Annotated in this window: 14 protein-coding genes; 5 read left to right on the top strand and 9 right to left on the bottom strand. The window is 63.1% G+C overall.

Annotation, left to right across the window (positions count from 1 at the left end; all coding sequences use genetic code 11):
• Positions 1-74 precede the first annotated feature (74 nt).
• Positions 75-1010, bottom strand: coding sequence for an SMP-30/gluconolactonase/LRE family protein (locus IOC82_RS02095; RefSeq protein WP_290544515.1), 936 nt, complete (start codon positions 1008-1010; stop codon positions 75-77).
• A 4-nt stretch (positions 1011-1014) separates the two neighbouring features.
• Entirely contained in the window at positions 1015-2214 is a 1200-nt protein-coding gene (locus IOC82_RS02100; protein WP_290544516.1) for an amidohydrolase family protein, read from the bottom strand.
• 91 nt (positions 2215-2305) lie between these two features.
• On the opposite strand from IOC82_RS02100, the gene IOC82_RS02105 reads away from it, so the two are divergent.
• From IOC82_RS02105 to IOC82_RS02120, 4 genes are all read left to right on the top strand, one after another.
• On the top strand, positions 2306-2854 hold the full coding sequence (locus IOC82_RS02105) for a HutD family protein (RefSeq protein WP_290544517.1): 549 nt from the start codon (positions 2306-2308) through the stop codon (positions 2852-2854).
• Between the two features lie 57 nt (positions 2855-2911).
• Positions 2912-3337 carry an OsmC family protein gene (locus IOC82_RS02110; RefSeq protein WP_290544518.1) on the top strand — a complete coding sequence of 142 codons (426 nt, stop codon included), beginning with the start codon at positions 2912-2914 and terminating at the stop codon, positions 3335-3337.
• A gap of 385 nt (positions 3338-3722) precedes the next feature.
• The gene (locus tag IOC82_RS02115; protein WP_290544519.1) at positions 3723-4301 is read left to right on the top strand and encodes an HdeD family acid-resistance protein; all 579 of its coding nucleotides are present in this window, start codon (positions 3723-3725) and stop codon (positions 4299-4301) included.
• Between the two features lie 159 nt (positions 4302-4460).
• Entirely contained in the window at positions 4461-4850 is a 390-nt protein-coding gene (locus IOC82_RS02120) for an META domain-containing protein (protein WP_290544520.1), read from the top strand.
• A gap of 244 nt (positions 4851-5094) precedes the next feature.
• On the opposite strand, the gene ilvD is transcribed toward IOC82_RS02120, so the two are convergent.
• The 7 genes from ilvD to cysQ form a co-directional block, all read right to left on the bottom strand.
• Entirely contained in the window at positions 5095-6819 is a 1725-nt protein-coding gene (ilvD, locus tag IOC82_RS02125) for a dihydroxy-acid dehydratase (protein ID WP_290544521.1), read from the bottom strand.
• Positions 6820-6880: 61 nt separating this feature from the next.
• On the bottom strand, positions 6881-7486 hold the full coding sequence (locus tag IOC82_RS02130) for a hypothetical protein (RefSeq protein WP_290544522.1): 606 nt from the start codon (positions 7484-7486) through the stop codon (positions 6881-6883).
• Positions 7476-8294, bottom strand: a complete 819-nt coding sequence (locus IOC82_RS02135) for a hypothetical protein (protein WP_290544523.1) — start codon at positions 8292-8294, stop codon at positions 7476-7478. Before IOC82_RS02135 ends, IOC82_RS02130 begins: the two co-directional genes overlap by 11 nt.
• A gap of 186 nt (positions 8295-8480) precedes the next feature.
• A complete protein-coding gene (locus IOC82_RS02140; protein WP_290544524.1) occupies positions 8481-9374 on the bottom strand; it encodes an IS1595 family transposase in 894 nt (297 codons plus the stop codon).
• Positions 9375-9807: 433 nt separating this feature from the next.
• Positions 9808-10593, bottom strand: coding sequence for a hypothetical protein (locus IOC82_RS02145; RefSeq protein WP_290544525.1), 786 nt, complete (start codon positions 10591-10593; stop codon positions 9808-9810).
• 124 nt (positions 10594-10717) lie between these two features.
• Complete coding sequence (locus IOC82_RS02150) at positions 10718-11314, bottom strand: DUF1134 domain-containing protein (RefSeq protein ID WP_290544526.1); 597 nt, start codon at positions 11312-11314, stop codon at positions 10718-10720.
• A gap of 138 nt (positions 11315-11452) precedes the next feature.
• Positions 11453-12232 (bottom strand): 3'(2'),5'-bisphosphate nucleotidase CysQ, encoded by a 780-nt coding sequence (gene cysQ / locus IOC82_RS02155; protein WP_290544527.1) that lies wholly within the window; start codon positions 12230-12232, stop codon positions 11453-11455.
• Between the two features lie 125 nt (positions 12233-12357).
• Between cysQ and chpT the strand changes: the two genes are divergently transcribed.
• A complete protein-coding gene (gene chpT / locus IOC82_RS02160; RefSeq protein ID WP_290544528.1) occupies positions 12358-12999 on the top strand; it encodes a histidine phosphotransferase ChpT in 642 nt (213 codons plus the stop codon).

Raw genomic sequence — 12999 nt, forward strand, 5'->3', positions numbered from 1 at the left:
GTTCCCCCCCTTTCCTGGAGTCCCCCCGCCTCCTCCCTTCGCCTGGGTCCTGCGAAAAGCGGGACCCTTTCTTTTTATGGGGCCTGCGCGCCCACCCGCGCGGTTTCTATTGCATAGAGCGATGACGTGGCGGTGATGAACATGCGTGACTTGCCGAAGCCGCCGAAGGTGAGGTTCGCCACCGTCTCCGGCACCAGGATACGGCCGAGGCGCTCACCCTCTTTCGTGTAGCAATGGATGCCGTCACCGGCCGAGATCCACAGCAGGCCCCCGGTGTCGACGCGCAAGCCATCGGGAACCTTCTCGTTGATGACGGCGATGACGCGGCTGTCCTGAAGCCGCTTGCCATCCACCACCGTGAAGCCCCTCACATGGCGCGGGCGGCCTTCCTCGAAGCCGAAGCCATGGCCGCGGGCAAACCCCGAGTCGGCGATGTAGAGTTCGGACTCGTCAGCCGAGAAGGCCAGGCCATTGGGCCGGTCGAAATCATCGGCCACCACGCTCAATTCGCCCGAGGCGGGGTCGAAGCGGTAGACCTGGTTCTTGCCGATGGCGCTCTCGGCCTGGATGCCCTCATGGTCGGAGATGATGCCGTAGGGCGGATCGGTGAACCAGATGGCGCCGTCCGATTTCACGACGACGTCGTTGGGTGAGTTGAAGCGCTTGCCGTTCCAGTGCGTCACTAGCACCTCGTAGCGGCCATCCATGTAAGTGCGGCTCACGCAGCGGCCGCCATGCTCGCAGGAGATCATGTTGCCCTCGCGGTCCCGCGTGTGGCCGTTGGTGCGCTGCGAGGGCTGGCGGAACACCGAGAGGCCGGAAACGGGCGACCAGCGCATCATGCGGTTGTTGGGAATGTCGGAGAAGCGCAGCTCGTTCAGCTCCGAGAACCACACTGGGCCTTCCGCCCAGATGAAGCCGGTGGCGAGCTTGGTGAGTGCCGCGCCCGCCGGGAAGAAGTCGAGGAAGCGGGGCGAATCCGGTGCAAGGCAGGCGGCGTGCGTGCTCATGGTGTCAACCCTTGATGATGGTGGGGATGCGGGTGGCGGGCGGCGTGTTGCGGCTTCTTTGGCACTTCACCTGTCCGTCGATTACCACCATGCCGATGCCGGGCAGGTCGCCGAGCTGGATGGAATGCAGCAGGTTTTCGCCCGCCGAATGCTGCGCGGTATCCATGAAGACGAAATCAGCCGCGCGGCCCAGCTCGATCAGCCCGCAATCGAGCTTCCGCATGCGCGCCGTGTTGCCGGTGGCGAGGCAGATCGCCTGCTCGGCGGGAAGCTCGCCCAGCGAGGAGAGCATCGACACCATGCGCGCGATGCCGAGCGGCTGCACGCCCGAACCCGCCGGCGCATCGGTGCCGAGGATCACGCGGTGCAACTCCTTCATCTCCCTGGCAAGGCGCAGCGTGTAGAGCGCGGCGCGCTCATTGCCATTGTGCACGATCTCGAGGCCGCGCTTGCAGCCCTCGCAGATGCAGCGGATTTGGCTGTCGGGCAGAGCCGTGTGCCCGCCATTGATGTGGCCCACCACGTCGGTGTCGGCATCGAGCACCACGCCGGCGTCGATGAGGCCCGAGCCGGGGATGGACGGGCCGCCGGTGTGGATGGTGCTCTGGATGCCGTATTTGCGCGCCCACGCCACCATGCGTTTCGCGGTTGGACCGTCCTTCACGCCGCCAAGGCCCACTTCGCCCAGCAATGTCACACCCGCATCGGCCAAATCCTTGAAGTCCTGCTCAACCATCTCGGGCTCGATGCAGGGGGCGCCCGCGTGGACCTTCACGCCCGAGGGGCGGAAATTGGCGAATTGCCGCTGGGCGGAAATGGCGAGCGCCTTGAGGCCGATGACATCGCGCGGGCGGCCCGGCGTGTGCACCTCGCCCGCCGAGATCATGGTGGTGACGCCTCCATTGAGATTGCTATCGATCCAGCCGATCTGGTTCTGGCGCGGCGTCCAGTCGCCCGCCACGGGGTGGACGTGGCTGTCGATCAGCCCCGGCGTAAGTGCTGAGCCATTGGCGTCGATGATGAGGGTGGCATGCTCCTGGTCCACGTCCCTGGCGCGGCCGACGCCCGTGATGCGGCCATTCTCCGCCACCACCGTGTCGGCATCGAGGATGGGGTTTTCGAGAGCGCCTGACAGCAGCAGGCCAATGTTGCGGATCACGAGCTTCTGCGGACCCGCGTTCGAGCTCTGGGCGTCATGCGCCATGATGGCCTCCTGGCAAACGCGCTGCTTCTGGGGCAGCGTCGGTGGTGGCATACTGCGACAGGACCGGATGGCTGTCGAGGGCAGGGGAAGCATGCGGATCATTCGCAAATCGGAGTTCATCGAGGGCCGCTGGCGCAATGGCATGGGCGTGTCCTGGGACATTGCCTCCGGGCCTGCGTCTTCGGAGGGCTTCGGCTGGCGCTTCGCCACGGCGCTCATCGAACGGGATGTGCCCTTTTCGCGCTACCCCGGAGCCGACCGCATCTTCACGCTGTTCGAAGGAGAAGGCGTCGACCTCGATCTCACGCCGGAAGCGGGCGCTCCGCTGTCGCTCGCCGTTCCACGCCTGTTTGTGCCTTGCCTCTTCGCCAGCGATGTTCCGGCTTTCTGCCGTCTCCGCCAGGGCGCCTGCCGCGCCCTCAACCTGTTCACCCGGCGGGAGCGATGGTCGGCCGCTGCGGATGTGTTGTCGAGCGGGGCGGAGATCGCGCATCCGGGGCCGATCCTGCTCTTCGCGCTCAAAGGTGCTGCGGATGTGGATGGCCATGCGCTGGTCGAAGGCGATGCGGCGATCGCGGCGGAGCACGTGACTGCCGATACGGAGGGCTTCCTTTTTGCCGCACGGCTCTTCGCGCCGTGATTGGCCTCGTGGCGGTTTCCCGCTAGAAGTCCTGTCAGAAAGAGCGGAGACAGCACCATGAAAGCGCGTGTTCAATGGCTCGACGGCCGGGCCTTCGTCGGGGAATCAGGTTCGGGCCATGCGGTGGTGATGGACGGGGCGCCCGACGCCGGGGGCCGCAACATCGGTGTGCGTCCCATGGAGATGCTGCTTTTGGGGCTGGGCGGATGCACCGCCTTCGACGTCGTCATGATTCTTGAGCGCATGCGCGAGATAGTGACGGGGCTGGACGTCGGCCTTGAGGCCGAGCGTGCGGCGGAGGACCCCAAGGTCTTCACCCATGTGAAGATCGTTTACAAGCTGACGGGCCGCGGCCTGAGGCCCGCCAATGTCGAGCGCGCGATCAATCTGTCGGCCGAGAAATACTGCTCAGCCTCCATCATGTTCGGCAAGACGGCCAGCATCGAGCATGCGTTCGAGATCCACGAGGACGCGGCGGGCTGAAACATCGAAATCATCCGCGAAAGTTGTGCGCCGGAAGTGCGCGCAACCATCACTTTTGCCGCTGGCCCGGGCGGGCCGACCGAGCCGGCTGCAAATTGAATGCGAGGCTTTCGCAAAACGCATGGCTGCCCTGATGGTCTCTGCGAAAACCATTGAAAACGGGGGATGGCGGTTTTTCCGGCCGGCCGGGCGACTCCGGGGGCACTGGCCTCGCTTGGCCAAATCAGCCTATCATTCCTCCACTGCCGGGCCGCCGCTTGGCAGCTTCTTTGCAGAAACTTGCCCGCCCCCGCCGTTTCGGCGCGCCGGCGGGCATTTTTGTTTTCTGGAAGCCGCGGAAATGAACTAATCTCTCCACGGGTTTAATCGGAGAAGGGACGACGACATGACAAATACAAACACCCAAAGCCTGGGGCCGGGCGCCATCCTCGCCCATGCCCTCGCCAAGAACTGGTGGATGCTCGCGTTGCGCGGTCTTGCCGCCATCGTTTTCGGCATCCTGGCTTTTGCCTGGCCGGGCATCACGATCTTGAGCCTCGTCATGCTCTATGGCGCTTATGCGTTCGTGGATGGCGTATTCTCGATTGTCGCCGCCATTGGCGGCGGCACGCCGACGCCGCGCTGGTGGCTGGCCGTCGTCGGCGTGCTCGGCATTCTCGCCGGCATCATCTCTTTTGCCAACCCCGTGCTGGTCGGCCTCTACCTGCTGTGGTTCATCGGCGCCTGGGCGATTGTCAGCGGCGTCATGGAAATCATCGGCGCGGTCCGCCTGCGCAAAGAGATCGACAATGAATGGTGGCTGATCCTGCACGGTGTGCTCTCGGTGCTGTTCGGCATCTTCCTGTTCGCCGAGCCGCTGACCAGCGCGCTCGCCCTGATCTGGGTGATCGGCGCCTACGCCATCGCCGCGGGCGTGATCATGATCGCGCTGGCCTTCCGCCTCAAGGGCCACGCCAAGGGCTGATCGCCAGTATCTGCGCAAACGGCAGGGAGCGGTCCTCTGGGGCCGCTCTTTCATTTGCGGGGTCTGCGCGGCTGACCGCCAGTGCGGAGGCAGCACGCGGACCCGTGGCGCTGGGAGCACATCTGGGCTAGCTTTGCCGGACACTGCGTGGAGGATATCTTGCGCCAGCTTCTTGCCGTTTCCGGACTGATACTCGCCTTGCTCGCGGAGCCTGCCCTGGCGCACCAGGAAAAACTGGCCGGGGCCGACTGGGTGCTGGCCGGCCAGACCGGTCAGCGCGCGCCTTTCCTGCGCTTCGAGGCCGGCCGGGTGGCGGGGCTCGGCGGCTGCAACCGGTTCGGCGCCGGGTATGAACTGAAGGGTGGCAGGCTGAGCTTCTCCCCCATCTCCGCGACGCGGATGGCCTGTGCCGGGAGAATGGAGGCGGAACAGGCGTTCTTCGCCATGCTCGGCAAGGTGAAGGCCATGAAGCTGGATGGCGACACGCTGCAGCTGCTCGATGGCGAGGGCAAGGTGCTGGCGGCATTCGCCCGCCGGGTTGCGGAGTAGGGCGCCTGCAAGGGCAGGGGAAAAGTCCGTCGGAGTTCTGCTCCTAAATATTTGATCTAATCATAGTATATGCCTCATGGCGGGCCCGTGCTCGCCGCTGATTGACATTGTGAAAAATTTTAGAGCATGATCCGCAAAAGTGGAACCGCTTTTGCGATAAGATCATGCTCAAACTATTGATTTGGCGCCGGAGGCGGGCGCCTTCTTGCCCATGGCGTGCCGCAGTGGGACAAGGACCCGTAGCTTAGACATCCGCGTAGCACATGGTCTCCGCGCCGCCGCCGGGGTGGGTGACGGCGCCATTGACGGCGGGGCCGACCTGTTGGGCGTATTTCCAGATGGCGCCGGAATTATAGCCATGGGGATGCGGGGCCCATGATTTGCGGCGTGCGGCGAATTCCGCCTCGCTGACGTTGCAGGAGAGGGTGCCTTCGACGGCATCGATGGTGATGATGTCACCGTCCTTGAGCAACCCGATCGGGCCGCCGAGCTGCGCCTCGGGGCCGACATGGCCGATGCAGAAGCCGCGCGTGGCGCCGGAGAAACGTCCATCTGTGATGAGCGCCACCTTGTCGCCCATGCCCTGGCCATAGAGCGCTGCGGTGGTGGACAGCATTTCGCGCATGCCGGGGCCGCCGCGCGGGCCCTCGTAGCGGATGACCAGCACCTCGCCTTCCTTGTACTGCTTCTTGGAGACGGCCTCGAAACAGGCTTCCTCGTTGTCGAAGCAGCGGGCGGGGCCGGAGAACTTGAGGTTCTTCATGCCCGCCACCTTCACGATGGCGCCTTCGGGGGCGAGGTTGCCTTTGAGGCCCACGACGCCGCCCGTGGCGGTGAAGGGATTGTTGGCAGGGCGGATTACGTCCTGGTCCGGGTTCCACTTCACGCTCGCCATGTTCTCGGCCATGGTGCGGCCTGTGACCGTCAGGCAGTCGCCATGGAGGAAGCCGTGGTCGAGCAGCGTCTTCATGAGGAGCGGGATGCCGCCCACCTCGAAGAGGTCCTTCGCCACGTAGCGGCCGCCGGGCTTCAAGTCGGCGATATAGGGTGTGCGCTTGAATATCTCGGCGACGTCGAAAAGGTCGAACGTGATGCCAGCCTCATGCGCCATGGCGGGAAGATGGAGCGCGGCATTGGTGGAGCCGCCGGAGGCTGCGACGACGGTTGCGGCATTCTCCAGCGCCTTGCGGGTAACGATGTCGCGCGGGCGGATGTTCTTGGCGATCAGCTCCATCACCTTTTCACCCGCGGTGAAGCAGAAGGTGTCGCGGATCTCGTAGGGCGCGGGTGCGCCGCAGGAATAGGGCAATGCGAGGCCGATCGCCTCCGCCACGGTGGCCATGGTGTTCGCCGTGAACTGCGCGCCGCATGAGCCGGCGGAGGGGCAGGCCTTCTGCTCGAGTTCCAGAAGGTCCTCGTCCGACATGGCGCCGACGGAATGCTTGCCCACCGCCTCGAACACGTCCTGCACGGTGACGGGGCGGCCCTTGAAGGTGCCGGGCAGGATGGAGCCGCCATAGATGAAGACCGAGGGCACGTTGAGGCGAAGCATGGCCATCATCATGCCGGGCAGCGACTTGTCGCAGCCGGCGAGGCCGACGAGCGCATCATAGCAATGGCCGCGCATGGTGAGCTCGACCGAATCCGCGATCGCCTCGCGCGAAACGAGCGACGCCTTCATGCCCTGGTGGCCCATGGCGATGCCGTCCGTCACGGTGATGGTGCAGAACTCGCGCGGGGTACCGTGGGCGGCGGAAACGCCCTTCTTCACGGCTTGCGCCTGGCGCATCAGCGCGATGTTGCAGGGGGCGGCCTCGTTCCAGCAGGAGGCGACGCCGATGAAGGGCTGGGCGATCTGCTCCGGCGTCATGCCCATGGCGTAATAATAGGACCGGTGCGGCGCACGCGACGGTCCGACGGAGACGTGGCGGCTGGGCAGTTTGGATTTGTCGAAGGTGGGTTTGTCCAAAGGTCGTTCCTCCCGTAAGCCGCACGATCATAAGGCAAGGGGATTATCCCCTTGACGCAAGTTACACGAAAGACTGTTGAAGCGAAAGAATTGGCTTGATCCGGCGCAGCATGACCGCTGCCCTTACGTCGGCGTTTCCAGCCATTCCGTCTGTGTAATCTTCAAGTCTCAATAGAGACAGCGACTTGCTTTCTGGGTCCAACTCATCACTGTCGGATTTCCCGTCATCAAACGTAAGGAACTCCAAATCCTTTACGCCGACTACTTCCTTTACCCATATGGCCGACGCAATATGAATGGCGTCTCCCAATGTCATTTGCCGAGCCTTTTCGCCAGCCTGAGAATTTGGCCGACACCATTTCAAATCCCGCAGTCTGGCCACTCTCATCATTGTTGCAAAGTCTGGCGTAACAACGGTGGCAACAGAACGAATGTAAGCCCCAAGATCATCGACCGATTCAAACTTCCCAGGCACAAAATTTGATGGGCGCAACTCCGCCAGAAGCACTGAGCTAATCCATATATTGCGCTTCTTGCCAGGGCCGACAGACTCGCGGAGTATCTTGTCTATGTCTTGAGCTTCGTGGCCTGAATCATCGTTGGCGTGCCGCAAGAGGACGTTGGTATCAAAGAAATGATTTAGGCTTGTGGAAAGCTTAGTCGCCAAGGTCAAATCCACCATAACTCTTGCCCGTGAGTGAACCCCGAATATCTCGGAACTCCGCGGCAGCGGTCACCGTCTCAATGTCTACGACTTCGATTCTCTCGGGTAGTTGGCTATCCCCAGTATAGATCGCCCGCCCCGTAACCGAAACTCTCTTATTGCCGTGTTTGTTGATCGCGTCTTCGCCTTTAGATTTGTCGAACACGCATTCAATCTCGATGTTGCTACCATGCAGAACGAGGTGCCCGATCCATGCCGCTCCTCGGTAATCGATATTACCGAGCCGTCCGTCAAAAGCGCCATATGCGCTGCCAGCGAAGTATTCTGGATTGCTCTTGACTTCGCCTTTAGTTTCCATGAGGCGTCGGGTTTGTCCTGAGAAGAAGGTATCGAATGGAACCTCCTCACCGTCCCAGAATTGGACAGTGATGGCATATTTGCCATCGATCTTCTTCCCGATCTCAGCAATCTTCTTCTTCAGATTTGGGTGTTCATCGGCTGCTGCGAACTCGCTGCGATAAACCGACTGGGTCGCCCGCTTGAATATCTCGACAGGCGTAGGACCTGTAAAATGCTGCTGGCATTCAATTAGCCCAAACTCTCCCGATCCCACACGAAGATGAGAGACAAGAAACTCTGTTGCCTTCTTCTTCCCTCGAAGGTCTTTGTCAGCCGCTTTCAGAGCCGCCAGAACCGTGTTAAACATGTCTTTGAAGACGCTGGCGGAAACAGGCTCCCCATCGCTATCCCTAATGGCGGAGGGATGGCGTATGACAATACGAACTTCCTCTGGTTTGATCGGGTTATCCATTGGGCAACTCTTTCGAAGACTTTAACATGTATCCCGTAGCCGTAAAGAGAGGGTTATTGATGACGGATTTGACCCTAAAAAGGGCAAGAGAACTGGGAAGATTGGGCGATTTCGCGTCTGAAGCGGAAGCATCTGGAATTGGACCAATCCATGCCGAAGCGTTCAACGTGGTGGTAAAGCGCGCGGTCACAGCGCCGCAATTACCAGATCAAACATCAGGTTCCCGCGCTCCCGGTGGTTCGACCGGAAAGAAAACTCGTTGAGGTAGCGCTGCATATGCTTGGATGACACATGGATATGTGTTGACCGCACCGACGCCTTAAACAGTTTCCAGAAGCTCTCTACGGAATTGACGTGATGGGTGATGCCGGTACGCTCATCGTGGAACGCATACTCTTTCTGCCCATGCTTCACGGTTCCATGCGTGAAGCCTTCATCGGTGAGTAAGCCATAGCTCATCAGTTCATCGGTTGAGACGATAGAGCCGGGTTCAACATTGGCGGTGACAGCGGCGCGAAGCGTGGGCTTGCGAACGTCGGGGATCACCTCAGTCTGCATCCGGCCACCACGTTCCTTCATACCCATGACAATGGTTTTGCCAGCAGCGCCACGGCCACGTTTGCCCTTGCGAGCGCCGCCCACGTAAGCCTCATCCGCTTCCACATGACCCTTGAGCATCTGGAAGCCATCCGCCTTCGCCATCAGGTCGCGGATTTGCTGGCCGATGCGCCAAGCGGTTTTGTAGGTCACGCCAAGGGTGCGCTGGAGTTCTTTGCCGCTCACGCCGTGGCGCGTGGCAATGAACAGGTAAATGGCATAGTACCAAGTCTGGAGCGGTGTGCGGCTGTCTTGAAAGATCGTTCCGGCTTGCGGATAAACGTGGTGGCCGCAATCGGCACCAGCGAACGCCTTGCGGCCTGCAATCCGATGGAAAGTCGTCTCGACGCCGCAAGATGGGCAGAAGCCCTTGAGCCCGTAGCGCTGTTCCATCAGATGCTCAAGGCAAGCATCGTCATCCGGGAAGCGCTTGAAGAAGTCGCGGACGGAGAAGTCAGGCTTGGATGAAGGGCTCTTGCTCATGCCCTTCTATATCCCACATCATCGTACTTGCGTCAAGGGGATAATCCCCTAAGGCAAAGATCGGCAGCGGCAAGATGGGCGAGGGTGCGGGGGCATTCACACGGATGCCCGGTAAGAGCCGCTTCATTTACCGTCTTGTTCTCGATCGCGTCCAAGGCCTCCGCGAGGCGGATGACCGCGTTGGGGGCGATCCGGCCCATGCGGGCCGCCTGCTTCAGCGCGCCCGCCAGACAGGCGACCCAGGCGGGGGCCAGTTGCCCGCGATTTCAGCGCCGCCGGAGTGGTAATTTGGGTGGAGCAGAAGGATGCGCATGGCCGGTCTCCCCGTATCAGATCTCCGAGAGGCCATACGTCAGAGCACGCTGACACTTCGACCCGGGTCAAACTTCGGCATGTCACCCTCCCGCTGAAGGAGCGGGAGAGGACGTGAAGATCACGATGCCTGGCCGAGGTTTTTCTTGAGCTCGCGGATGCGGTTCGAGAGGGTGATGACGTTGGCGTCCGCCTCGGATTCCGCGATGTTCGCTTCCGCCAGGCGCTGCCGCCACTCGGCATCGAGCCTTTCGAGATCGCGCGTCAGGTCCTCCGTCTGGCGTTCGGCTTCGGCCATCCTGTGGGCCAGTTCCAGGTCGTCCGCCGCGATGGGCTGGGGGGCGTCGAAAACGAAATCCCCAGGCGGCTGCGCTTTAGCGACTTCCGTGAGCCGGCCGATGCGCTGGCGCAGACGGGTTTCGGCATCGGCTACACGCGGCGCGGCGTGATGTGGCGTTCGGGCGCGGACGGCACGGGCCAGCTCCTCGTCCTTTGCGGCGAGGTCGCGGCGCAGCGCCTCTTCCTGGGCGCGGGCCTCGGTCAGGGCGCGTTCCAGCTCATGCATGCGGGCGGCGAGGCGGCGGGTCTCTATGCCGCGGTTCTGTTCCAGCGATTCGAGATGGTGAAGGCGATTGCGATGGCGGCTGACCTCGGCCATCTGCTCGGCCAACTGCAGCTTGGCGGTTTCGAGGCGGGCGCCCAGCCGCTGCGAGAGCATGGCATATTCGGCGCGCAGCCGGTTACGCTCGGTCTGCAGCCCGACGAGGGAGGAGGGGACCTGGCGCTGCATGCGCCTGGCGCCGGCCCTGACGGCCGCCGCCCACAGCCCGCGCGCCATGAACAAGGCAATCAGCGTCGCCACCGAGAAGCCCAGCACGATCAGCAATATCGTCTCTGTCCGAGACATCGCCACCTCCGGCAGTCACACTAAAGTAGCCAATCGCCGGGGCGAATGCCAGCCTGCGGCGAACCCGCGCGCTCTCACTCTGAAATCGTGACGGCAGCATGGCCCGGCGGCAAGCGCCGCTGCGTCAGAAGGGGTTCCAGGTGGGCCGCCCGGAGTACTTCAAATAGCCGACATTGGCGCCGAGCCTCGCGCCCACGCCGGTGCGGATGGGCGCCAGCACGATGTCGCCCTGCTGCTGGAAGTTGACCCCGAAGCCGCCGATGAAATAGGCCGAACCCTCGACGCCGCCGAAGCGGGTGTAAAGGTCCGAAGGGCTGTACGAGTTGTAGACCAGCACCAGGCTGCGCGAACCGTTGCCGCCGAAATCGAAGCCGACCGACGGCCCCTGCCAGTAAATGCGCTGCTTCTCGCCCGTCTTGTAGTAGATGGTGCCCTCGCCATAACGCAGGCCGCCCACAAATGAGCCGGCCATTTCCTCGCCCACGATATAGGCGGTGGGCTGGCCCTGCTTGTCGAACACCGATTCCACCGCGCGGGCGAGACCGCGCGAGGCCTTGCCGAAGAACTGGTGGCCGGCGGTGACGATTTCATCGGGGGTGAAGGTTTCGCTTGAGGTCTGTTGTGCCTTGGAGACCGAGCCCGTGGTCTGGGCCGAGGCGGCAAGCGGGGCAGCGGCCATGAGGCTGAGCGCCAGCGAAATGATCAGGGACTTCTTCAGCATGGGATTCCTCGACGCAAATGACCGGGGTCATCTGCCACCCGCCCGTGGCGGAGCCGTGGCAGAACCCCTCTGGCCGGGAAGATTAACAGCAGCGGCTTGCGCGTTGGTTAACGCTTCCTCAAATTGCGGATGAGCTTCTTACGCGCTGGCGATGAAGCCCGGATTGTCATAGCCGCGCGCGCGCTTGCCATAGGTGAGCGCCGGGCCATCCACGGTGACCACCTTGCCGCCCGCCGCCAGCAGCACGGCGTGGCCCGCCGCCGTGTCCCACTCCATGGTGCGGCCGAAGCGCGGATAGAGGTCGGCCTCGGCGGCGGCCACCAGGCAGAACTTGAGCGAGGAGCCGGCCTGGCGCAGCGACTTTACCTTGACCGTTTTCAGCCAGTCCTCGGTGGCCTGGTCACGGTGGGAGCGGCTCGCCACGACCGTTGCGCCATCGGCCGGAAGTGCCCGCACGGCGAGCGGATGCCAGTGGCCCGCCGCCCCGTTCTCGACCTTGCCGTGCTCCGCCCCCACACCCGCCTCGCCCCAGAAGATGCGCTTCAGGGCCGGGGCATAGACAACGCCCGCCACCGGCACGCCATTCTCCACCAGCGCGATGTTGACGGTGAACTCGCCGTTCCTGGAGATGAATTCCTTGGTGCCGTCCAGCGGATCGACGAGGAAGAACCTCGCCGCAACCTCCGGAATCCTGCCGGCGGACGCCGCTTCCTCGGAGATCACCGGGATGGAGCCGTCGATCCGCGGCAGGCCGGTGAGGATAATCTTTTCCGCCGCCTCGTCAGCCTCGGTCACCGGCGTCAGGTCGCCCTTTTCCCTGGCGGAGAAACCGGTGGCGTAAACAGCCATGATCCCTGACCCGGCGCGGATCGACAAATCGATCAGCTGCTGCATGAGGCGGGAGGGGAGGGCGGTCATTCGGCAGGGGTGCTCCGGCGCGTCGTCCGGGCGCTTCATGATCGCGAAATGGCGGGCCGTCAATGCGGAAAAATTTAAGGTCAGGTGGTACAACAGACTCACGAATCACTGCCCAGGAAACACCCATGTCCGACCTTGCACCCGTGGACGCGAAACTCTCCGACCTCGATCTGGCGGCACTGCTGTGCAGCCGCGTCTGCCATGACGTGATCTCGCCCGTTGGCGCCATCGCCAACGGTCTCGAACTGATCGACGACCCGGAGATGGACGCGGAGACCAAGGGAACCGCACTTGACATGGTGCGGAGTTCCGCCAAGACGGCGTCCGCCAAGCTCAAGTTCTGCCGCATCGCCTTTGGCGCGGCGGGCTCTGCCGGGGCGGTGGTCGACATGGGCGAGGCGGGCGAGATCGCCAGGGCCTTCGTCGGTGACGAGAAAGTGAAGCTCGAATGGAACGCCCCGCGCGAGAACCGGCCGAAGCAGCAGGTGAAGCTGGTGCTGAACATGATGCTGATGGCGATGGCGGGAATCCCGCGCGGCGGGCTCGTCACTGTCACCGTCGAGGGTGACACCCTCACCGCGCGCGCCGCGGGCGACCGCGCCAAGGTGCCGGAGCCGGTGGCCGGCGTGCTGGCCGGCACGGTGGAGATGACGGCGCTCGACGCCCGCTTGGTGCAGCCTTACTACGCCCAGCAGCTGGCGCGCTCGGCTGGCTTCACGCTCAGTATGGACATGGACGGCGCGGACGTCGTGGTGAAGGCGGCCTGA

It is taken from the genome of Aestuariivirga sp., assembly GCF_020252395.1.
Classification (GTDB): domain Bacteria; phylum Pseudomonadota; class Alphaproteobacteria; order Rhizobiales; family Aestuariivirgaceae; genus Aestuariivirga.

Excerpts from the sequence above, each read along its gene's own strand:
- IOC82_RS02110 (WP_290544518.1), top strand. The coding sequence starts at position 2,912 with ATGAAAGCGCGTGTTCAATGGCTCGACGGCCGGGCCTTCGTCGGGGAA.
- IOC82_RS02140 (WP_290544524.1), bottom strand. The coding sequence starts at position 9,374 with ATGAGCAAGAGCCCTTCATCCAAGCCTGACTTCTCCGTCCGCGACTTC.
- IOC82_RS02095 (WP_290544515.1), bottom strand. The coding sequence starts at position 1,010 with ATGAGCACGCACGCCGCCTGCCTTGCACCGGATTCGCCCCGCTTCCTC.
- IOC82_RS02145 (WP_290544525.1), bottom strand. The coding sequence starts at position 10,593 with ATGTCTCGGACAGAGACGATATTGCTGATCGTGCTGGGCTTCTCGGTG.
- IOC82_RS02115 (WP_290544519.1), top strand. The coding sequence starts at position 3,723 with ATGACAAATACAAACACCCAAAGCCTGGGGCCGGGCGCCATCCTCGCC.
- IOC82_RS02100 (WP_290544516.1), bottom strand. The coding sequence starts at position 2,214 with ATGGCGCATGACGCCCAGAGCTCGAACGCGGGTCCGCAGAAGCTCGTG.
- IOC82_RS02135 (WP_290544523.1), bottom strand. The coding sequence starts at position 8,294 with ATGGATAACCCGATCAAACCAGAGGAAGTTCGTATTGTCATACGCCAT.
- chpT (WP_290544528.1), top strand. The coding sequence starts at position 12,358 with ATGTCCGACCTTGCACCCGTGGACGCGAAACTCTCCGACCTCGATCTG.
- IOC82_RS02150 (WP_290544526.1), bottom strand. The coding sequence starts at position 11,314 with ATGCTGAAGAAGTCCCTGATCATTTCGCTGGCGCTCAGCCTCATGGCC.
- IOC82_RS02105 (WP_290544517.1), top strand. The coding sequence starts at position 2,306 with ATGCGGATCATTCGCAAATCGGAGTTCATCGAGGGCCGCTGGCGCAAT.
- cysQ (WP_290544527.1), bottom strand. The coding sequence starts at position 12,232 with ATGACCGCCCTCCCCTCCCGCCTCATGCAGCAGCTGATCGATTTGTCG.